Annotated in this window: 14 protein-coding genes; 3 read left to right on the top strand and 11 right to left on the bottom strand. The window is 62.9% G+C overall.

Going from position 1 to position 22417, the window contains the following annotated elements; genetic code table 11:
• Positions 1–23: 23 nt before the first annotated feature.
• From ACM0PB_RS03830 to ACM0PB_RS03780, 11 genes are all read right to left on the bottom strand, one after another.
• A complete protein-coding gene (locus ACM0PB_RS03830; protein WP_139727913.1) occupies positions 24–290 on the bottom strand; it encodes a hypothetical protein in 267 nt (88 codons plus the stop codon).
• A 205-nt stretch (positions 291–495) separates the two neighbouring features.
• Positions 496–789 (bottom strand): hypothetical protein, encoded by a 294-nt coding sequence (locus ACM0PB_RS03825; protein ID WP_005420077.1) that lies wholly within the window; start codon positions 787–789, stop codon positions 496–498.
• An 802-nt stretch (positions 790–1591) separates the two neighbouring features.
• The gene (locus ACM0PB_RS03820) at positions 1592–1969 is read right to left on the bottom strand and encodes a hypothetical protein (protein ID WP_139727915.1); all 378 of its coding nucleotides are present in this window, start codon (positions 1967–1969) and stop codon (positions 1592–1594) included.
• Positions 1970–2516: 547 nt separating this feature from the next.
• Positions 2517–2795, bottom strand: a complete 279-nt coding sequence (locus ACM0PB_RS03815) for a hypothetical protein (protein ID WP_139727919.1) — start codon at positions 2793–2795, stop codon at positions 2517–2519.
• A 148-nt stretch (positions 2796–2943) separates the two neighbouring features.
• A complete protein-coding gene (locus ACM0PB_RS03810; RefSeq protein ID WP_414604355.1) occupies positions 2944–3309 on the bottom strand; it encodes a hypothetical protein in 366 nt (121 codons plus the stop codon).
• A gap of 49 nt (positions 3310–3358) precedes the next feature.
• Entirely contained in the window at positions 3359–3574 is a 216-nt protein-coding gene (locus ACM0PB_RS03805) for a hypothetical protein (RefSeq protein WP_414604354.1), read from the bottom strand.
• Between the two features lie 980 nt (positions 3575–4554).
• A complete protein-coding gene (locus ACM0PB_RS03800; RefSeq protein WP_188248090.1) occupies positions 4555–5013 on the bottom strand; it encodes a hypothetical protein in 459 nt (152 codons plus the stop codon).
• 758 nt (positions 5014–5771) lie between these two features.
• Positions 5772–10436, bottom strand: a complete 4665-nt coding sequence (locus ACM0PB_RS03795) for an RHS repeat-associated core domain-containing protein (RefSeq protein WP_414604353.1) — start codon at positions 10434–10436, stop codon at positions 5772–5774.
• A gap of 315 nt (positions 10437–10751) precedes the next feature.
• A complete protein-coding gene (locus ACM0PB_RS03790) occupies positions 10752–12107 on the bottom strand; it encodes a Gfo/Idh/MocA family protein (RefSeq protein ID WP_139727931.1) in 1356 nt (451 codons plus the stop codon).
• Between the two features lie 65 nt (positions 12108–12172).
• Complete coding sequence (locus tag ACM0PB_RS03785; RefSeq protein WP_235646035.1) at positions 12173–15148, bottom strand: TonB-dependent receptor domain-containing protein; 2976 nt, start codon at positions 15146–15148, stop codon at positions 12173–12175.
• 134 nt (positions 15149–15282) lie between these two features.
• A complete protein-coding gene (locus ACM0PB_RS03780; RefSeq protein WP_414604382.1) occupies positions 15283–18642 on the bottom strand; it encodes a TIM-barrel domain-containing protein in 3360 nt (1119 codons plus the stop codon).
• 322 nt (positions 18643–18964) lie between these two features.
• Between ACM0PB_RS03780 and ACM0PB_RS03775 the strand changes: the two genes are divergently transcribed.
• From ACM0PB_RS03775 to ACM0PB_RS03765, 3 genes are read left to right on the top strand one after another with little or no spacing between them, the layout of a single operon-like run.
• Positions 18965–20119 (top strand): SIS domain-containing protein, encoded by a 1155-nt coding sequence (locus ACM0PB_RS03775; protein ID WP_414604352.1) that lies wholly within the window; start codon positions 18965–18967, stop codon positions 20117–20119.
• On the top strand, positions 20112–21050 hold the full coding sequence (locus ACM0PB_RS03770; protein ID WP_005420105.1) for an ROK family protein: 939 nt from the start codon (positions 20112–20114) through the stop codon (positions 21048–21050). Before ACM0PB_RS03775 ends, ACM0PB_RS03770 begins: the two co-directional genes overlap by 8 nt.
• A 16-nt stretch (positions 21051–21066) precedes the next feature.
• Positions 21067–22401 carry a D-tagatose-bisphosphate aldolase, class II, non-catalytic subunit gene (locus tag ACM0PB_RS03765; protein WP_111129508.1) on the top strand — a complete coding sequence of 445 codons (1335 nt, stop codon included), beginning with the start codon at positions 21067–21069 and terminating at the stop codon, positions 22399–22401.
• Positions 22402–22417 lie beyond the last annotated feature (16 nt).

Below are 22417 nucleotides of genomic sequence, written 5' to 3'. Positions count from 1 at the left end.
CACCTTGCCTCCCGCTTGGCACTCTACTCGCGCAAGGCATCGCGCAGCGCTCGAGAGTACCTGCCTGCCTCCAGCGTTCGCAGCTGGGCCAGTGGAATCCGATACCTCCTGAACAATGCGGCCAGTTCCCAGACGTCCTCCTCCAGAACCGCATCTGGATCCAGGGATAGATAGATGACATCCCCTCTGCCGACCACATTACCGATGCAGCCGATTCGACCAATCCACTCGAAGAAGAACCGTTCATCCTGTTGAGAAAAGAAAATTACCTTTTTCGCTTCAAGCTCCATGGTAAATCACCGTCCATTCAACCAAGTCATTTGAATGACGCGCCCCATTCCAGCCTTTGCGCTGATTACTCTGGAGCGGCGACAACGAACAGAGCTGTCAGCGCGCTGCAGAACATCCTGCGAAGACACGGGTGGGCTTCTTCTTCAAGCTCAAAGCGATCACGCGGCGCATGGGATGCTCCGGCACGTGCACGCCTATCTGCAATCACACTTCTTCACTCATCCTCCCCCCTATCTCGTAGGGGAGGCAGGCCAAAGCAGATAGATGATAGGCCAGTGGCTCCTGCTGCCCCGACGCTACTCTTTGAATATCAGAGTAGTCATCGAAAAGACTTCCAACTTCAAGCTCCACCCGCTCACCGCCCATGGAGTGGCGTTCCGACCATGGCACCACGCGGTAGAACACGTCCTCCACTTCAATCTCTTGCAAGCCCCTGGAGCGCAGCGCGTCGAACAATATTGATGAGACCTTTTCCAAGGTGTCCAAATTCATCTTCATACTAGACGCCAAATTCGAATTTCATAAGGCCAGGGTGGCACTGAAAAGAAGATTGCGACTGCCGGCCCAAAGCGGGTATCTGCGCCCCCACGCTAGAAGGATACGGAGAAGATATGGGAATCACCACCTGCATATTTCCCGCGCCCTGCCGAGAACGGCCGCACTTGCCCGTCCGACTTCGAGCTTCCGTATCAATCCAGCACATTCAGGCCGATCCCCGGTTTTCACTCCATAGATCACGGGCTCACCGTTCCTATCTACTCCATCCAAATAGAGCACTGCGCAGTCACCAGCGATTGTTCCAATGCGCACCGCACGAACCTTCTCGATACTGGCATCTGGACCGGCTGCACCCTCGCACATCCCACCGTAGTACGCACTACTCAGCTCAGCGTAGATGGGTTTCAGCTGCAGCTCCCCTAACCGGTCATTCTCGCATCCGCTCAGGGCGAGCACGCAGACGGACGCGAAAGACAAAGCGCGTAGGAAGAAGCCTTTGGCATCGAGAGAACTCCTGAGCAACCCCGATTTCATTTGACTGCTTTCCATTAGCTCCCCAGAACAATCTGCTCGAACGCATTGGTCGCGCTGCACCGATCTCCCTTGCGGTTGCCGAGCGCGCCATTGGTCGCACACTGGCGTCATCCGCCAGGCAGTAGGCGGAGCTCGACGCTTCAGCGCACTATAGCGCCGCCGAGCATCGGCCGAATACGTTGGCGGGCTTCTCCCGAAGACTCACGGCAGCCACCCGTTGCTTCTGCTCACCGCAGCCCCCCATCACCCCGTACATGATGAGAAGTCCCTAGTCGTTGACGTAGCCGATGAACTTGCCCCTACCTTCATCCGAAGCGGCCCTGACGAGATAGACGCTCTCCCCGGGCGCTGGCTTCAGGTCACTCAACGGCATTGGACCGATCTTCCCTTCAACCTCTGATGCCGATACCACGACCAGCGAATGCTCCAACATCCACTTCGCAATGGCTGCTTCACTATCAGGATCAAGTATGGAAACGCGGTCAAGCGGCAGAGTCGTTGAATTGCCAGGGAAAATTGCACCGGACGAAACATCTACCCAGTCCGACTTCCATTCCGTATGTTGAAACTGGTGAATGCTGCAGCCCCCTAGCATTGGCAAGAGCAGCACCGCTGCACGCAAGATGCCAGCCTTCGGCATGGACATGAGAGCCCCAGAAAGGGCCGGCCAAATGTTAGTTACCATCTGCAACCCGTTCTGCAAAACGATTCAGGGACTGCACCTCGCGCCCAAGATGGTATGTCATTTCTTGACTTCCCTATCATGGGCTGGCACTTGGCGTGTCGCTACGCTGCTCCGGATTTGCGGCAGCGTGCGCAGTCGAAGCACCTGGCCTGCGCGCATTGTAATCGGCATCCCGGCAGGCGCGCACGATCGGACTTCGTGCGTGCCTGATCACGCCCGGGAACCAGCACAGCACCAGCACTACCAGACAGATCGTTCCCAGCCGTACCCATTCACCCGCGACACTGGCCCCGATCAGCGGCAATGCCGCCACCAGGATGACGACCTGTGTGTACAGAAGATAGAGCGTGTACGTGCCCAACCGCGGGTCTGAACGAAGCTCGACGCGACACCTCCGGCAGGACATCTTTGCTTGACGCCTCCCAGCAAATCTCAGGGGAAAGCGCTGCCCGCTAGCGCCACAAAGTGGACAGATGAAGGTCATCAGGCGCATCGGTAAAACCTCTTTTCAGAAGTTTCCATCAGCAGGTTCCATCTGCGGCGTCGACCATACGCACCACATCATCAAAGCTCTTGCCAGCGGCGTCAGATCAAGATCACCACGCGCATCGATGGTAGTCACGAAGGGCATCAATGCGCTGAGGAGGGCCACATCGTTGTAATAGGCCACCACATGCAGGGGCGTGTCCTCATAGGCCCCTTGGGTCTCCGGACAAGTCAGCACCGTATCGCCGAAGTCAGTGCCGACACCGAGCCGGGAAAGCAGTTCGCTGAGTACAGGATCCATGATGTTCATCGGGCTGCACGCACGGTAGAGCCCATTGCGTTGGCCCGATGGTGGTCCGTCCCACAATCCATCTCTCCGTCAGATCCCTGTCGACCTACAAGCCAAGCGGTGCGTGCGTCTTGGAGCGATGCGCTCGACAGATCAGGAATCATGACTTGACAGGAATCAACCGGCTATCCCAAGTGCCCTCTACTAGAAGTGCAATCTCTGCGCCGACAGAGGCCTCAATGAAGACCAAGGTGTCACCATCGACAATTTCCCTGGCAGCCACTGGATCTAGGCCAAGGAGGAAGCAACACCGCTTGAATTCAAAGTAATCATCCTTTCGATTGAAGACCTTGAGATCGAGCACGACATTCTGGCTAGAGAAACCATCAACGCTTGCTCTCCTGACTTGGCCAAAGACCAAATCATAGGATGCCCGCGAAGATTCATCGAACAGAGAAACAGTCACACCTGACAGCGGATCAAGACGAATTCCAACCAGCTGGAAATCGTGAATAGTGATACCCATGCAATAACCTGTCGGAACCATACGTCGCGCGTGATGCTCCAGGCGCAGCCTACTGATCGGATTTCATTCCTTTAATCACAATCGCCATGAACATGCCGCAAATCAGGAGTGACCCCAGCGCCACAGGCAACATTACAAAATAATCACCCCTCTCAAGATGACCAATAGCATACACCTTCAATACAAGATAGGACGAGGACCTCAAAAAAACTAGCGCAAATAACAACAAACCAAGCCAATTCAGCATTTTCTTGCGCATATGCATATCACCTCCATTATATGCAACTGCACCCAGACCCACCCGAAACATCCTTCACCGCCTTCATGGCATCCAGCGCATCCTTGTCAGGGGCTACGCAGTGCAACAGTTCCGTGTGGCCTTAAGGTGACCGTTGAACGTCAAGCCGAATGACGACAGCTCTCCCGTCTTCGCGCCAACTGCCCCCCCCCCGCCACCTCGGTATAGATGGACTCTCTTTCCTTTGCATCCTGAGCGGTTTGTATCACTGACACTCCATCGTACGCCGTTGCTCGACCATTCACCATTACCAGGAATCCGGGGATTGCAACTTCGGGCTGCGGAGACAAAACACCGGCAATGGTGACTCCTTTGCCATTCACAGCTTCCAAGCCTCCAAAGGCGAGGTCTGCCACACCGAACGTCACGCCCAAGTAGTCGACGCACTCACACGGGCACAGACCAGGTGGATCTACCAAATACAACGGGACGCCACCTGCGTACGGCCGGCACTACCCCGGCAGTTGTTCAGAGCATCCCCGGAAAGATCTATGGTGCCCTCCTTTGCCGAAGACGGAGCAGGCCGACAGACCCGATTTTCCACATGGCAAACGCTGTGCAAAGAGAGAGCGCGACAAACGCCAAACCCGCAAATCCGTAGTCTCGTCCACCATCAGAAATATCAACCAGCACAAAGGCAAGGAGCACTGAATTTACGGCAACTCCAAGGCAAGCAACCAGCCTGAGCGCCCAGAAGAACATGATGTAGTAAGCCAAAAAAAACGATTGTACTTTCTCATCTCAAGGACACCCGCATCCTTTTCCAGTCGGCGCAGCTATCTGACCAGGAACTGTGTAGCCAGATCCCGACATGACGCCAAACCCAACTCCAAGCAGTGGAGGGACCGAAAGGGATCCACCACCGACCTTATCTCGCCTCATATCTTCAAGTGAGAAAAGGCGGCGAAGCCACCCAATCTGCTCCACTCCAATCCACCCAGTGCCAACTATTCCTCCCTCAAGAATTTCCTCGGCCGAGCTCCAAGCCTGATGATTTTTCGCGCAGGACCAAGATAGATATCACCGAATACAAATGAGAATGCGACAGCTGTATAGAAAACAAGTAGTGCACCAGGAATGGGAATCGCGCGAACGAAGCTAGCGCATTCGAGATTGCGGGCGACAAGCCACCCAATCATCAGCATCTCGGCCAGGAGCGCCATTGCGAACGCGAAACGCACCCGCCCAACCTCAATCGACAGAATTCCCCTTCTCGCCAGTTCGAACTTGGAATATACGAGCAACATCAGCAACGCGAAGAAAAGAGCAAACATAACTTCCGGTGAGTACCTGGCGACTGGACAGCGCATACTCAACATGGACGCGATCAGCGCGCAACAGATCCCCAGCGCTCCCGCCGCAGCTGCACCCTTCATGAACCTTATGAAAATCACTTCGCCGGACATTGGCATTTATTGTAGTTTGACCTGTAATTCACGATTGCTCCAAGGGGCCCCAGGATCTTCGACCCACCCCGCAAGAGATTGGCGTTCCCCGGATGCGCTGCAGCTCGATTAAGTCGACCATTGGCAACCGAGATGCGGTTGGCATCGTCGTAGGTGAACGTCTTGCTGCCGATGCTGGTGGTGTTGCCCGCTGCGTCATGGCTGCGCGCCTCGACATCCACCGCAGTCAGCTGATGGCTGGTTGCGGGATAGGGTGTAGCGGGGGCGCCGAGCCCCCGTGCATCCCTCAGCAGACGTCACCGCACCAAGGTGCCCTGCCATCACTGTGTCTTCCCAACCTCGCTGGGTACGCTCTGGCCCATATCCAACTAGGTAATTCACGCAGTGGCAGGTCCTGTTTCGCCACAGTCTCCAGCTTGGTGATCTCAGTTTCGCCTCGCTTAGTTAACTCTAGTCCGCGCTTCTCGCGGTTTCCGGGCAGGATGAGCTCCGGCCCACTGTTGGTCTTAGCTCTCGTATTCCATCCCGCACATATCCTATGTGACCCAGATAGCAGACCTTCAGCACGTAACGAGTCTTATCCGGATAAACATATCCAACAACCGGAATCGGAGTAGTACTCGTACCAATTACACCCCCGCCCTCTGCCGAATCATAAACTTCGATCACGCCCTCCGGCACAACTTCTTTACCCTTGTGTTCGCAAGAGGTGATAGTTAAGACTGAGCAGATAAGAAAAATTCCAGGAATAAATTTCATCACCTTTTCCCGCGCTGAATGGTTGAGTCATCAGACATCCACCAAAGCAGGTGGTTTATCGATTCCGGAAGAATCATGTTCACAGGCTGAAGCTCCTTGCCAATCTCCCGCATGCAATTCTGCAACGGCGTCCCGCAGTTATTATTTATTGCACTGTACTCCCCCTGCGGCCTCGCGAGACATGCCGATAGTTTTGACTCCTGCTGCGGTGTAAGTTCTATTGTGTGCTTAATGCCAGTGCGTAAATTAAGCTGAGATGAAACGTAGTTTGTACTTATCGAGTTGCCCGCAGGGCCAAATGAGTAATCGACACCATTTGAAGTTGTCGATATGTGCCCGAAAGAGGAATGCAGCTTTCCATAGCTCGGCAGCCCTCCCTCATAGGGGAGCGGCATCCATACCCAGACGTCGACCAGCCCCTTTTCATCGATCTTCGAAATAGGCTTGCCGGAGGCATACAGGTACGTACCAATCCCTCCCATCAACCCAATCGGATCACTCTGCGAATACCGCCCCGCCGCCGGTTCGTACTCGCGCTGATAGTTGTAGAACAACCCACTCGCATCCGTGGCCTGCTGGCCCGGGAAGCGCAGCGCCAGTTCAAACGCCACACCATCGCCATCTGGATCGGCACTTGGGATCTGGTTGCCGAACACTTCGCTCTTGTTGCTCCACTCCCAGATCGCCACATCACGCACCGGATCGATCACCACGCGCGGCGTACCCAGATGATCCGGCTGCACGTAGGTCAGTTCCGGCACGCCGGCGCTCGGCACGTTGATCAGCGCTACCGGATAGTTGTCCAGCCAGATGGCCTGCTGCTGCGCCTGGCCCGTAGCCGAGTAGTTGCCCAGCCACTGCCCTGCTTCGTCGTACAGGGTGATCTGCGCTGCGCCACTACCCGGGGTACGCAGTACGCGTTCACCGCGATGGTTGTAACCGTAGCTTTCCAGTGTGGCATTGCCCTGCTTCACCGCGTTCATGCGGTTGGCATCGCTGTAGGTGAACGTCTTGCTGCCGATGCTGGTGGTATTCCCCGCTGCGTCATGGTTGCGCGCTTCGCCGTCCACGGCGGTCAGCCGGTGGCTGGTTGCGGGATAGGTGTAGCTGGCGGCGCCTGCCGAGGTGGTCAGCGCGGTGCGATTGCCGGTGGCGTCGTAGGCATAGGTTTCAATCGGCGTGCCTGTCGTCCCGTCCTGGGTCTGGGTCAGGCGACCCAGCGCGTCGTAGGCGTACTTGGCCAGCACCGTCGAGCCTGTGCCGTTCTTCAGCTCGGTGATCGAACCGACCGGGTCATAGCCGTAGCCCAGTGACAGGCCACCTGCGGCCGGGTCGTGTACCGCCTGCGGGCGGTAATCCAGATCCAACGGACGCTGCAGCTGGCGGCCGTTGCCGTAGGTCCAGCCGGTCGCCGGGCCGAAGGCCGCATAGGTCACGTTGTTCACCACGATCTGGCGTGCCTGGCCGGGCCGGGTCAGGCCGATCTGGCTGATGCGGCCCTGGGTATCGCGCACGTAGTCGGCCACGCTGCCGTCGGGGTAGGTCAACGCAGTCAGGCGCCCCGACTTGCTGTAGGCATAGCGCAGGGTGGTGGCCACACCATTGACGGTCTGCACCTTGCGGGTGACCTGGCCGAAGCGGTCATGGCAGTACTGGGTGCTGCCATTGGCGTGCAGCACCTGCCCCAGACGTCCCTTGGCAAAGCGTTCGTCGGCGGCACAGGCGGCCGGCGCCACGTCATAGCTATAGCCGATATCCAGATTGGGATCCGGGTAGGCGATACCGATCAGGCGGTTGAGTGCATCGTAATGATAGGTGGCGGTGACGCCACGCGCATCGGTAGCCGTCTTGCGATTGCCGGCGGCGTCCACGGTGAAGCTGCTGGCGCCACTGTCCGGGCTGACTTGCCCGGTCATATCACCGAAACCGTTGTAGGCGTAGGTGGTATGCAGGCCCTTCGGGTCGGTGACCTGGGTGACCTGGTCCAGCGCGTTGTACTGGCTGCGGATCTCCGCCGCGACGCCGCCGACGTCCTGCAGGGTCTGCGCCAAGCGGTTCAACGGATCGTACTGCTGGCTGGTCACGCGCTGCAGGGCATCGGTCACCGTCTGTGGGTTGCCGTTGGCATCGTAGGCAAAGCCGGTGGCGTGGTTGCCCGCATCCTTCAGCGCGGTCAGCTGGCCAAGCGTGTTGAACGTCCGCGCCAGGGTACGGCGCAGGGTGCCGCCTGCATCCAGCGTGTCTTCCTTGAGGCGGTTGCCGGCGTTGTCCAATACGTAGTGGATCGTGTTGCCGCTGTTGTCCGCAATATCGGTCAAGCGCTGGGCGGCGTCATAGACATAGGTGACACTGCTGCCGTCCGGCTCGGTGACCTGCTGCACCTGGCCGGTCGGCCAGTAGCTGATCTGGGTCACCCGGTCCTCGGCTGTGGTGGCACCGCGCACGGTGACCGAGGTCGGCCAGCCGCGCGCATGGTAGGTGTAATCGGTGACCACGCCGTTGGCATCCTTGACCGACAACGGCCGCCCGAACGCGTCGTAGGCCAAGGTCTCGACCGTCTGGCCCAGCGCATTGGTCACGCTGCGCAGGTCGCCCTTGCGATAACTGCAGGCACCACTGGTCGCGCATCCCGCGTCGTCCGCGGTGTAGTAGGCATAGGTGGAGACATCCGCCACATCACTGCGTGGGCCATCCACGCTACGCAGCAGTCCCACCAGCGGGCACTCCGGCCCTTCGGCCTCACAGTAGGTCTGCGTGGTGATGCGGGTATCACCGGTCACCCTGTCGCGCACGGTGATGGTGGTTGGCTGGAGGCGCGCATTGCGTGCGATGCGGATCTCACGGTTACCGATGGTCTGCTGCACCAGCCGATTGCTGTCCATGGCCACGCGCATTTCGCTGACGCGCTGGTCCGGAGTACCGGCCGCTTCGGTGGTGGTGGTCACGCTGACGGCGCCTGCGGCAGCATCACTGGCCTCGGCATAGGCGTAGCTGGTGACGACACCACGGCGATCGGTCACCGACTGCAGCCGACGCCGGAAATCGGTGCCCTCGGGCAGATAGGCGCGAGTGATGCTGCCGTTGCTTTCGGTGATGCTATTGACCTTGCGCGGAAGGCCACTGGTGCCGCTGGCGGTCAAGGCGTAGGTGCTCTGCTTGCCCAGTGCGTCGGTGACGATGGTGGTGCCTGCCGGCGTGTACTCCAGGCGCACGCCATCAATGCCCACGTCGGCTTGGCTGCAATCGCCGGAATGGCGGCTGCAGGTGACTCGCCCTTGCGTGTCATAGCCGTACCAGCTGTAGCGCTGGTTGTCTTCGGCGGTCACGCCGGTCAGGTAGCCCGGGAAGCGGGCGTCCTCATAGTGATAGGTACGGCTGGCACCGTCGGCATAGGTCGCGGTGATCAGTTCCCCGGCCGGAGAATAGGCGTAGCTCACCACAGGCTGGCCGGCGATCACCAGGGCCGAGATCAGTGAATCGTCGCCCGGCGCGAGGTACTGGACGTCCACGCGCCGACCGGTTGAATGGGTGATGCTGAGCAGGCGGCCGCGGCTGTCGTGTGCATAGGTCAGCGAAGTACCGTCTTCGAGATCACGGCGCTGCATCAAGCCATCAGCATCAAAATAAATGCGCTCTCCGGCACGTGAAAGTTGCCAGTTGGTGCCCTGCTGGACCGCACGATCACCGCTTCCGTCCATGGCTTCGTAGCTTGCCCCCACTTTCTGGAATGCGGTCTGCCCGCCATCGGCGCCGATCAGCCCAACTTTCAGTTCGGGGCTGGGAGGGAAGGTGGAATCGTCTACGCCTGCGGTAAGCCGCAGATTGTGGGAATGGGTCCAGCCCGTACCCAACGCGCCGCCCGCCGTGCTTGTCAGGGAGTGATAGTGGCGTTGGAAGCTCACCCATCCAAGGTTGAAATCCGGCTCAGGCTGGGATTTATCGCCAGTGGTCGGATCACACGGGTTACCAACAGGACACTGCTGCGGCGGCAGCGGCCCGCTTGTGTAGGAGAGCATGGGCGACATGTGCGGCTCGTCCTGCTGGACCAGGGAGCACATCTGCAGGGCCTCATTCCACGTCAGGGACGGTCGATTCGGACAAAGCGCCGTTCTGGCCCGGCGCACACGCTCCCACCCCACTATCGACGAGCATTCTTGAGTGCTCTGATGATAGAAGTTCAAGGTGTAATGGAAATCCTTCTCCTCGTTGGTGACGCTACCGTCGTCGCCCCTGCCAAGTCCAAGGAGCTCCACCCAAGGATCCTCCGTGAGTGAAGTCGCCGGGCACTGCGGGTCGCTGACGCGGGTAGCGAGGATCGCGCTACGAATCTGATCTTCGGATGAGTACTCCTGCCCTGAGTGGATGTAGACCCAGTCGGTAGTAACGATCTTCTCGGGTCTCACCCGGTAATCGTAGATGACCTTCTTTCCAAGGACGCGTTGGCGTTTGACATGCCAATCGAAGGGTTTGTCCTTTTCGTACTGGGAAAAGAGCGACTTAATGTCCTTCTGCACCGCCGCTTCGGTGGCTCGCGGCTGGCCCATCGACAGGTAGCTCTCCCACTTCTTCTGCACCTCCTGCGCCTGCGCAGCCCAAGGAGCCAAGCTCCCCAGCGCGATCATCGCCAGTGCGGCACACGAAATGGTCTTCAGTCGTTTCAACATCCCTGTTCTCCTTCCTGGACAAACACAGCACCGGCGGGAACGAGAACGTGGGGCGGTTGCCTCACCACGTCATGCTTCGGATCGTCCCTGGTCCGGAATGCGGTCTGACCGCATGGGGGACGTTATCTCCGATGTCGTTTACACATTCAAGTCATAAAGTGTGGAGTGGGTCGGATTTCAGAGTTTTCTGATAAAGCGAGCGGCCGACCGAACAAGCAGCCGAGCGTGGGCTCGGCTCTACAAGGCGAATGCCTCCAGAAACAGAAACGCCGGGCATCGCCCGGCATTTCCGTCACAGCATGGAAGGGATGAATCTCAGTATTTACCGTCGAACGCGAAGATCGGCTTGCGCGTCTTCCACGCACCAGCAGTAAAGTCCGGGAACTCCAGCGTCTGGAAACCGTTGGCGATCGACTGCTCGCTCAACGGGGTGATCGCACTCCAGGTCACCGCGTCGTAGATGTCGATCGGCATCGGTGCCTTGGCTTTGAGCGCTTCAACAAATGCATGGATGACGAACCAGTCCATGCCGCCGTGGCCGGCGCCGGCGGCGGTGTCGGCATTCTGTTTCCACAGCGGGTGCTCGTACGCGTCCTGGTACTTCTTGAACTCTTCCCACTGGTGCGGCGGGCTGCGGCCTTCGATGTGGATCGAATGGTTCACGTCCATCCACAGGCCCTTGGTGCCCTGCACACGGAAGCCCATTGAATACGGGCGCGGCAGCGAGGTGTCGTGCTGCAGCAGGATGGTCTCGCCGTTCTCGCAGGCCAGCGTGGTGGTGACGATATCGCCGAGCTTGAACTTCACCTGGGTGCTGGGGTGGGTGGTGCCACCACTCTTGGCCACGGTGTATTCGTGCAGGCCGCGTGCCTTGGTCGCGAAGGCGTTGATGTGGGTGAAGCGGTTGCCACGGTTGATGCCGGTGTACATCGCACAGGGGCCGATGCCGTGGCTGGGGTACAGCTCACCATTGCGTTCCACCGAATGCTCGGTGCGCCAGCGGGCTTCGCTCCAGCCCTTCGGACCGAACTCCACGCCGCTGTCGTAGGGCTGGTTGGGGTCGCCGGAATTGAACTTCACGCCGCGCAGGTCGTGCTGGTAGCCGGCCTGCAGATGCACCAGTTCGCCGAACAGGCCCTGGCGCACCATCTGCAACGCCGCCATCACGTCGCGGCGGTAGCAGACGTTCTCCAGCAGCATGTACGGGGTGCCGGTGCTCAGCTGGGTCTTCAGCACGTCCCAGTGGTCCTGCAGCGTGATGCCGGCCACCACTTCACAGCCCACGGCCACGCCGGCCTGCATCGCGGCAATCGCCATCGGTGCGTGGTACTCCCACGGCGTGGCGATGATCACGCCATCGATGCCCTTCTGTTCCAGCAGGCGCTTCCAGGCGTTGGTATCGCGGTCCTGGCCGTAGGTCTTCGGGGCCGGCTTGCCGGCCTTGGCCACCATGTCCATGGCACGGCCGAGCATGATCGGTTCGATGTCGCACAGCGCGACCACCTCGACATCGTCGCGGCGCACCAGCTCCTTCAGCAGCACAAGGCCACGCATGCCGGTACCGATCATGGCCAGGCGCACTTTGCGCCCGCGTGCCCATGCCGGGGTCTGCGGCAGCAGGCTGCTGGCGGCGACAGCGGCACTGGCCGCGATGAATTCCCTACGCTTCATGGCAAACATCTCTCCTCTTGGCAGCGTGCCGGCCGCAGCCGGCACGCCAGGTCACGCAAACGGAATTACTTGAACCGGTAGCCGATGGTCACACTGTAACCACGGCCGAAGATGGTGGCGTAGTCACTGGAGTCACCCAGGAAGCTGTTCGGATCGTAGAACGGCAGGCGGTTGAACAGGTTCTTGACGGTGAAGCTCAGGTTCCACGCATCATCCGGGCGCCAGGTGACGCTCATGTTGGCGGTCCACCACGACGGTGCACCATCGCACTTGCTCTTCTGCAGGGCCAGGTAGCCGCCGGTGCAGGTTTCCTTGTTGTTGCTCTCTTCGTCGATCTGGTCGGTAGCCCACTTGGTGCCACCCACGTAGTTGACGAACATGCTGGTGGTCACCTGCTTGTAGGTCCAGTCTGCATTGAGCGTGGCACGCAGGCGCGGATTGTTGTAGTAGCCCACCACGTCGCCGTAGTACCAGCCGTTCTCGGCGTCCATGTAGAAGCGGTTGCGGTTGGCGATGGTGGCGGCCAGGCCGATGTTCAGGTTGCCCCAGTCGCCCAGCGAGAAGCGGCTGCGCGCGTCGATGTCGAAGCCGTCGATCAGCGTCTTGCCGCGGTTCTTGTACTGGCCGACCACGCTGGCCACGTTACCGGCGGAGTAGCCCGGCAGGGTGGCCGGGCAGCTCACGCCGCTGGCCGGATCGGCGCACATTGCCGCCAACTGCGCCAGGTTGGCGCGGTCACTGTCGGTGATCGGCGAGCGCGACATCGAGATGATGTCTTCCATGCGGCGATAGTCCGGCGCGACGATTTCATTGTTGCGGTAGATGAACCAGTAGTCGGCCGACACCGACAGCCAGCTCGCCGGCTCGTAGACGAAGCCGAGGGTGGCGATCTTCGCCTTCTCCGGCTTCAGATCCTTGTTCGGCTGGGTCATGCGCGCGACGGTACGGCTGCAATCGACGTTCAGCAGGGTCTTGCCCAGATCGACGTCACCCGGCCGCTGCGACTTCAGCAGCAGGTTGGCGATGGCGTTGGTCTCGCCGCAGCGCAGTTCGTCACGGAAGCCACCGAGCTGTGCGAATACGCCGCCGTTGCCGGACTCGGCCAGGCTCGGTGCGCGGAAGCCGGTGGAATAGGTGCCGCGCAACATCAGCTGATCGAACGCCTGGTACTTGAAGCCGATCTTCGGCGCGATGTTGGCGCTGAAGTTCGGGTACTTGTCCACGCGCACCGCCGCATCCAGTTCCAGCTTGTCGGTGATCGGCGCCACGGTCTCGGCGAACAGCGCGTAGGTGTTGCGCTTGCCGTCGAACCACGAGCCGCCCTGCTGGGTGATCAGGCCATTGGCTGCATCGGCATTGCCCGGGGTGTAGAAGGTCTCACGGCTGGCGTTGAAGCCGAACGCGGCGCGCATCTCGCCCGCCGGCAGCTGGAACAGCGGTCCTTCGATCTTGCCGTCCAGGGTATGCAGGCGGGTCCACGACTGGATGTCGAAGGTCGGGAACGCTTCACGTATCAACGCGGCGTTGGCTTCGCTGATCTCGCCGAACTTGTACGCCGGGTGGTCGGAGATGATCACCCGACCGGTGCCCGGATCGATCGTGTACGGCCCGAACGCCTTCTCGAAACCCTTGGTGTTGACGTTGATCGTCTGGTAGGTGGTGGAGTGGGTACCAGCGCTGGCGAATGCGGTTTCCCAGTTCCAGTCACCCGCGTTGCCACGTGCGCCCGCCAGCACACGATAGCTCTTGTCGGTATTGCGCTGGCCGAAGTAGTTCGGGCCGGCATCCTGCAGCAGGTAGTTCAGGCCGACCACGCCGCCCATCATGGCCTTCAACTGCGGGCTGGCGTGGTTGTACTCGTTGTTCGGGCCCAGGAACGGGTACAGGAACTGGTTGACGGTGTTGCCGGTGTTGCGCGAGAACCAGCTGGTCGGGTTGCCGGTGGTGGTGCCGTAGGTGCGCGGCGTGCCGCCGTTGGCGCGCAGGTCGATGTCGGTGTAGGTCGCCTCGGCGAAGATCTCGGTGTTGTCACCGACCAGGAAGGTGCCGTTGAGGTAGGCGGTGTTGCGCTCGGACTTGGCGCCGGCATCGATCTCGTTGTTCATCCAGGTTTCCCAGACGCAACGCGGGCCGGCCGCTTCACTGGTCAGCACGTTCTTGCAGCCCGGCGCAGCTTCCTGCACGCGGCGGCCAGTGACCGGATCGAAGGCGAAGTAGGTGCCCGGGTTGAACTCGCCCGGCCTGCTGCCCACGCCCAGGCGCAGGTTGTTGAGGTAGTTCGGGTTGTTGACGTAGTACTGGTCCGGACGCTTGTCGTAGAAATCGCTCAGCGGAATCGCGTCGCGACGGTACATGTTGACCGCGCCATAGATGTTGAAGCGGTTCTCGGCCAGGTCACCGAAGCCGGCGGTGATGCTGGCCTGGCGCTCACCGTAGGAATCGATGCGCGAGGAGGTGTCGTTGGTGAAGCTGATCTCGGCACCCTGGAAGTTGCGCTTGGTGATCACGTTGATCACGCCGGCCACCGCGTCGGTACCGTACACGGCCGACGCGCCGTCGGTCAGTACTTCCATGCGCTCGATGGCCGCCGCCGGGATCGCATCGATGTTGACGAACTGGGTCTGGAACCCGGCCGGTGCGCCGTAGTACGACAGGCGGCGACCGTTCAGCAGCACCAGTGTGCCCTGTGCGCCCAACCCGCGCAGGTTGGCCTGCGAGGCACCATCGGAACCGGTGAACAGCGAGCGCGCATCCTGCTGCGCGGGGCGAGCGGCCGGCAGGTTGTCGAGCACCTGCAGCAGCGTGCGCGCACCCATGTTCTGGATGTCCTGCTTGCTGATCACCTGCACCGGCGAGGCGGTTTCAACGTCGGTGCGGCGGATATTGGAGCCGGTGACCTCGATGCGGGCGAGGTCGGTGGCGTTGTCCTTGCTTTCCTGGGCGAAGGCAGGAGCAGCAAGCGAGAACAGCGCGCCGGCAATGGCCAGCGTCAGCGGAGCGATCGGGCGGCAGGGGGGGCGGTGGTGGCGGGCGGGCAACATCGGGGTTCTCTCCTGGCAGGGGTGCGGCGCAACTGAGTGAGCGCGTGGGCGTTCGGCGGGCAAAACGCTCCCGGGCCACGGCCATGAGGGCCGTAGTCGGGATGGAGCGGGGGAGGAGCGGTGTTACGTGGGGGTCATGGGGCGACGATGCTGGCGGAGTCGCCCTCCTGGCCGATCAGTACGGCGTTGGCCCAGTTGGCACAGACCTGGGCGGGTTGGCTGCCCTGCGCACCCAGCGTGCGCAGGCTCAGGGTGGAAAGGCCACGGATGTCCAGCTCCGGCTTGACCACGCCGGGCGCCTTCACCAGGCCGCTGTCGTACAGCAGGCGGTTGTCGCCCCATACCTGGAACTGCAGGCCGCCGGCGTTGCGGCAGGCGTCGTCGATGCCGAGGTCGGCACGCAGCAGGTGCCAGCCGCCCTGCAGGCGCAGGTCGATGCGGCTGTTGGCGCCGACCCCCAGGCCACGGCGGAACTGCAGGCCGTTCATGCGCATGCCGGCGTCGCCACGGAAGGACTGGTCGGTACGCAGCTGGTTGGCCAGCGCGGCCGGCACCGGCAGCTCGGAGAGATAGCGCTGCCGGGCCGGTCGCTCCGGTTCCTGGTGTTCGAGGATGTGGAAGGTGGACAGTGCGATCGGGCCGACGTCGCGCGGCTGCAGTGCGTCGAACGCGCGGGCGCTGCCCTGGGCGGCGGTCACCATCGGGTCGGTGCTGCTGGCGCCGTCGCCTTCGGGGTTCTGCACGCTCAGTACGCGGAAGCGCAGCAGGCGGCCGGCATGGGCCGGGAAGTCGATGCGTTGCACGCCTTCCTTCAGCTGCAGGCGGCCACGGGCGATCGGCTCGCCCCACTCGCCATTGCTGTCGCCCAGGTACACCTCGTAATCGCGCACCTGGCCGTGCTTCCAGTTCTTGTCGTTGCGCGGCGCGATGTCGATGCCATCGATCATCCTGCGCTCGCCGAAGCCGATCACCCACTCGTGCGCGCCAGTGCGCACGGCCTGGTTGCGCACGCTGCGGAACCAGGTGTTGGGATCGTCATCGAAGGCGTTCTCCAGCGCATGGCCGGGCTCCTCGGCCGGGCGGTTGACCACCAGCAGGCTGTCTGCGGGCAGTTCGCGGCCGAGTACCGGCGCGGCCGGATAGGCATCGTCGGCGGCCGCAGCGGCCGCCGCGAAGTCCAGCTGCAGCTGCAGCGGCTGGCGGATGTCCTGGACAGCGGTACGCACGTGCAGCGTGCCACGGCGCTCCTTGGCATCGAAGTACCAGCCTTCAGCCGCACCGTTGAACGCCGCCGCATCGGCCAGCGCTGGCAACGCGCGGCCACCGGCCTGCACTGCACGTGGCGCCTGCCGGCTGAGCACGCGCAGGCCATAACGACGCTGCGCCAGCTGGCCGTTGTACTGGCCCTGCACCGCATCGATCTGCACCTGCACCGGGCCACTGCCCAGTGCAGGCGCCTGCACGCGGATTACCTGCGTGCTCGACTCGCCCTGCTGGTAGCGGCGCGTGTTGCCATCGTCTTCGTACAACGTGTACTGCGAGTCGCCCTGCGGGTACAGGTCGAAGGTCACTTCATCGAGCGGCTTTTCGCCGTCGAACAGCATCGACGGGTACATCGGCAGGATCGCACCGGCGCGCACGAACACCGGCAGCGTGGCCAGGTCCACCTGGCGGTCCAGCTGGCGGCCGTCGGCACCGGCCTGCACGCGGCGGCCGTCCCAGTAGTCGATCCAGCCGCCGGCCGGCAGGTGGATGTCGCGGCGCCAGCCACGGCTGGCGGCCTGGCTGCGGTACACCGGCGCCACCAGCAGGTCGCGGCCGAGCAGGAACTGGTACTTGTAGGTCTCATCCTGTGCATGCGGGTCGCGCGGGTAGTCCCACATCAGCCCCCGCACCGGCGGTGCGCCGGTCTGCGCGGCCTCGTGCACCAGCCCGTACATGTACGGGGTCAGGCGCATCTTCAACTTCAGGTAGTCGCGGTTGATGCTGCGGTACGGCTCGTCGTACCACCACGGGTGCTTGCGCGCGTTCGACGACCAGCCGCTCATGCCCATCAGCACCGGCGTGAACGCCTTCCACTGCAGGTCGCGGGTGAAGGTCTCGGCGCTGCCGCCGAAGATTGCATCGACGTCGCCACTGGCGTAGGCCATGCCGGACAGGCCCGAACCGACCAGGGTCGGCACGTGCCAGCGGATGTAATCCCAGCTGCTGCTCTGGTCGCCGGTCCACGCTACGGCGTAGCGCTGGATACCGGCCCAGCCCATCACCGTCCACAGGAACGGGCGCGAATCGGAGTTGTCGAGGATGCCGTTGAACGCCTGGCGGTTGGCATCCATCGCGAACTGGTAGCCCTTGCCGGTCCAGGCCACGTCCAGCTTCTGCACGCGGCTGCCGGCCTTGCCGACTTCCCAGGCGATCTTGTCGACGCCGTTCTCGGTCCACAGGCCGGTGCGGAAGCCGTAGCCGGCGAGCCCCTTCACCGTTTCCGGCAACTGCTTGTAGCCGCAGCCGTAGCCATCATTGGGCAGGATCCAGCCACCGGGCATGTCGTGGGCGCGGTACTGCTTGGCCACGCTGTCGATCACATCCGGCGTGGTGCCGGTCGGGCCGTCGCTCCAGCCTTCGGGCACGGTGCCGGGCTTCTTGCTGTTGTCGCCGTCGTTGTAGCAGTCGGCATCGCCATAGGACAGCGCCCAGCGCGCCACCATGTTCGGGCGGCCGGTCAGCTGGGTGTAACGCTCGATCAGCTTGGGCAGGTCCGCGCCGACGAAGTAGTAGGCATCGAAACGGTCTTCGCGATGCAGCAGCGTGGCCTGGTCGGGCTGGCGCAGGTCGTAGCTGCCATCGCTCCAGGTATTGCGCAGCATGCCCCAGCCACGGCTGCTCAGCAGCATGGGTGCCGGGCTGGGGCGGTCGCCCTCTTCCCAGCCGCCGGAATAGGACACCTCCAGCTCGCGGCCCTTGAACTGATAGCGGCCGTTCTGCTGGCCGCCACCGAAGTAGCCCTCATCGGCCTGCGACGACAGCACCTGCACGCTCTGCGTGGCCTCCAGGTCCAGCGGCTGCAGTTCCTGCCACAGCGCGGTGGGCTGGCCGTTGTCCAGGCGTTCCAGGCGCAGGCGCAGCGGTTGCCGCTGCACATGCAGGACCAGTGCGTCGGTACGCACGCGGATTTCCTGCGCGTCTTCTTCCAGCTGCGCCTGCACGTTCGTCTTGGGCTGCGGCAGCACGATCGGTGCAGCCTTGTCGCCGGCGCCGGTCAGCGTGCCGTTGCGGCCGGCCTGCACGCGGATGATGTCGGTGGCCGGCAGTTCGATGCGGATGCGCGCGCCCTTGTCGGTCTGCAGGTCCCAGCCCTGCACGCCATCGCGGCTGGCGCTGGCGCTGACCGATCGCAGGTTTCCGACCGGCTCGGCCCGGGCCGTCATGGACGCCAGCATCAAGGCCGGCAACAGGGCCAGCATCAGCGGCGAGCGACGTACGCAGTTTTCCACGCGGACTCCCAACCCGTTCACCGGGCGTTTCGAAAGCGATTGGGCCGACTCTAGGGCAGCGATTCGAAAGATGTCAACAAATTGAAAGGAAAAAGGAAGATATATTCCATTGAAACGAAAGTTGTTGCGTCGCAATACTTTGTGTAAGCGCTTGCAGTCGCCTGTTAAGCATTGTGCGATACGGCATTTCACCCGTCCTTTCGTTTTCCTGGTCATTCCGCGACTGGGAAATCGACTCGGCTATTTTCTTTCTTTTTACTTTCGATGTTTGACATTTCGAAAGAAAACACAGATGGTGCGCTGGCCCAACTGGAACCTCCGAATGGACGTCACCCTGCTTTCCGATGTGTCCGCCTGGCAGCGCCTTGGCGGAGCCGATACCGCAACCGAAATCGCCCAGCAGCCTGCGCTGTGGGAAGCACTCGCACAGGACCTGTCGCGTGCCCGCGACCGCCTGCAGGCCTTCCTCGGCGACAGCCTCAACGATCCCAACCAGCGCGTGCTGTTCACCGGCGCCGGCAGTTCCGGCTTCATCGCCGAGATGGTGGCCGACGCGATCAACGCACAGTGGGCGGCCGAGGTGCGCGTGGTGCACACCACCAGCCTGCTGACCCACCCGGCGCTGTACCTGCAGCGTGACCGCCCGACCCTGCTGGTGTCGTTCGGCCGCAGTGGCTCCAGCCCGGAAAGCGTGGCAGCGGTGGATCGCGTGCGCAGCGACGTGGACGACGCGCGCTTCCTCGACATCACCTGCAACGCCGATGGCGAACTGGCCCGCCGTGGCGCCGGCCGTGGCGATACGTGCACCCTGCTGATGCCGTCGGCCAGCTGCGACCGTGCCTTCGCCATGACCAGCAGCCTGACCTGCATGCTGCTGGCGGCACTGACGGTGTTTGATCGCTCGCCGTGGGATGCGCGCGTGGCGCGCCTGAAGCAGATCGCCGCGCTGGCCCGCGAAGGGCAGGCGCAGTGGGACGCACCAGTGGCAACGCTTGCGCAGCGCCCGTTCAACCGCGTGATCTACCTTGGCAGCGGCCCGCTGGAAGCGCTGGCCCGCGAGTGTGCACTGAAGGTGCTGGAGCTGACCGCTGGCCGCGTTCTGGCGCTGGCCAACACGCCGCTGGGCTTCCGTCACGGTCCCAAGTCGACGCTGGATGGCAACACCCTGGTGGTGGTGCTGCGCAGCGTGCAGCCGCTCGCGCGCCGCTACGAGCAGGACCTGCTGGACGAACTGCGCCGCGATGGCGTGGCCGGGAAGGTGCTGGCGATCGGTCCGCATTCGGATATCGGCGCCGATGACGATTACACCCTCACCGTACCGGCGCTGGACGATCCGTGGCTGGCACCGGTGTGGCTGGGCTTCGCGCAGCTGTTCGCGCTGCAGCGCTCGGCCGCGCTGGGACTGACCCCGGACAACCCGTTCCCGGACGGCACCGTCAACCGCGTCGTCAAGGGCGTCACCATCCACCATGGCTGAGCTGATCGCCCACGCCTGCTATGGCATCGACATCGGCGGCACCAAGATCGAGCTGGTGGCGTGCGATGCGGCGATGCAGGTCACCTGGCGCCGCCGCGTGGCCACGCCGCAGGGCGACTACGATGGTTTCCTGCAGGCCGTGGTGACGCTGGTGGCCGAGGCCGACGCCGCGCTGGGCCGGAATGATGCGGCCATCGGCATTGCCCTGCCCGGCGTGCGTGACCGCCGCAGTGGCCGCCAGCTCAGCGCGAACGTGCCCGCACTGACCGGCCAATGCGTGGCGCAGGATCTGCAGGCGCGGCTGCAACGCTCGCTGCATTTCGGCAATGACCTGCAGTGCTTTGCCCTGTCGGAAGCGCACGGCGGCGCCGCCGACGGCTTCCCCAGCATGTTCGGCGCCATCCTCGGCACCGGTGCCGGCGGTGGCTTCTGCCTGCAGGGCCGGCTGCTGTCCGGCTTCAACGGTCTGGCCGGCGAATGGGGCCACTGGAGCGTGCCCGGCCATCTGCTGCAGCGCCATGGCCTGCCGCTGCTGGACTGCGGCTGCGGCCTGCAGGGCTGCGTGGAGCGCTATGTGTCCGGCAGCGGATTGGCCATGATCGAGCGCCACCTCGGAGGCAGCGCCGTCGATGCCAGTGCGGTGATCACGCTGGCAGAAGCCGGCGATGCCCGCGCGCGCAAGGCGCTGGACATTCATCGTGATCTGCTCGGCCACAGCCTGGCCGCGCTGGTGCTGGCGCTGGACCCGCACGTGATCGTGCTCGGCGGTGGACTCTCGCAGTACGCGCCGCTGTACCGGCAGCTGCCGGCCGCCATCGCCACCCATCTGTTCAATGGCGTGCAGGTCCCGCCGATCGTGCCGCCACGGTTCGGCGATGCCGGTGGCGCACGTGGTGCCGCCCTGCTCGCCTGCCAACCCTCGTTTTCCTGATCTCCGGAGCCTGACCATGTCCCCGTTGCAGACCCTGCTTGCTTCCCACCGCGCCGGCGCCAACGTCGGCCTGTACAGCGTCTGCTGCAGCAACGAGCAGGTGCTGCGCGCGGCCATGCACGTCGCCCTGGCGCATGGCACCGTGCTGCTGATCGAGGCCACCTCCAACCAGGTCGACCAGTTCGGCGGCTACACCGGCATGACCCCGCCGCAGTACCGCGACTACGTGGGCACGCTGGCCGATGAAGAAGGCTTCCCGCGCGAGCGGCTGATGCTGGGCGGCGACCACCTCGGCCCGAATGCCTGGCAGAAGCGCCCGGCGGCCGAAGCCATGACCCACGCGCGCGTGCTGATCGAAGCCTACGTCGCCGCCGGTTTCCACAAGATCCATCTGGATTGCAGCATGTCCTGCGCCGATGATCCGGTGCCACTGCCCGATGCCATCGTCGCTGCGCGCTCGGCCGAGCTGGCCGAAATCGCCGAACGCACCGCCGCCGAACATGGCCTGCCGCCGCCGGTCTACGTGATCGGTACCGAAGTGCCGATTCCCGGTGGAGAAGCCTCGCTTGCCGAGGGCCTGCAGGTGACCACGCCGGCCGCCGCCGCGCAGACCCTGGCCATCCACCGGCAGGCGTTCGACACGCCGCAGCTGCGTGATGCGTGGCAGCGCGTGATCGCGATGGTGGTGCAGCCGGGCGTGGACTTCGACCACAGCAGCGTGCACGAGTACGACGCCGCCGCTGCCAGCACGCTGGCCGATTTCCTCGAACAGCAGCCACGCATCGTGTTCGAAGCGCACTCCACCGACTACCAGCGCGAGAGCGGCCTGCACGCGCTGGTGCGCGACCACTTCGCCATCCTCAAGGTCGGGCCCGCGGCCACCTTCGCCTACCGCGAAGCGCTGTTCGCGCTAGCCGCGATCGAGGCCGAACTGCTGCCGGCGGCACAGTGCTCGCGCCTGCCGCAGGTGCTGGACGAGGTGATGGTGGCGCAGCCGAAGTACTGGCAGTCCTACTACCAGGGCGATGACACTGCGCTGCGCCTGCTGCGCAGCTACTCCTTCAGTGACCGCTGCCGTTACTACTGGGGCGAGCCCGCGCTGGTGCAGGCGGTGCAGACCCTGTTCGCCAACCTGGAACAGCACGCGCCGCCACTGGTGCTGCTCAGCCAGTACCTGCCGGAGCAGTACCGCGCCGTGCGTGAGGGCACGCTGGCCAACACCCCCACCGCGCTGGTGCAGCACCGCATCGGCCTGTGCCTGGGCGAGTACGCGCGCGCCTGCAGCGCCAACCAGGCCGGAACCCGCACGCAGAACGCACGTTCGGCTGCCGCAGTTGCTGCGAACGGCTAATCTCTACCTTTCCCCG

Origin of the sequence: Stenotrophomonas sp. AR029 (assembly GCF_047520695.2) — a bacterium.
Classification (GTDB): domain Bacteria; phylum Pseudomonadota; class Gammaproteobacteria; order Xanthomonadales; family Xanthomonadaceae; genus Stenotrophomonas; species Stenotrophomonas sepilia.
The sequence above is the reverse complement of the archived record's forward strand: the minus strand, read 5'-3'. Positions and strand labels throughout refer to the sequence as shown.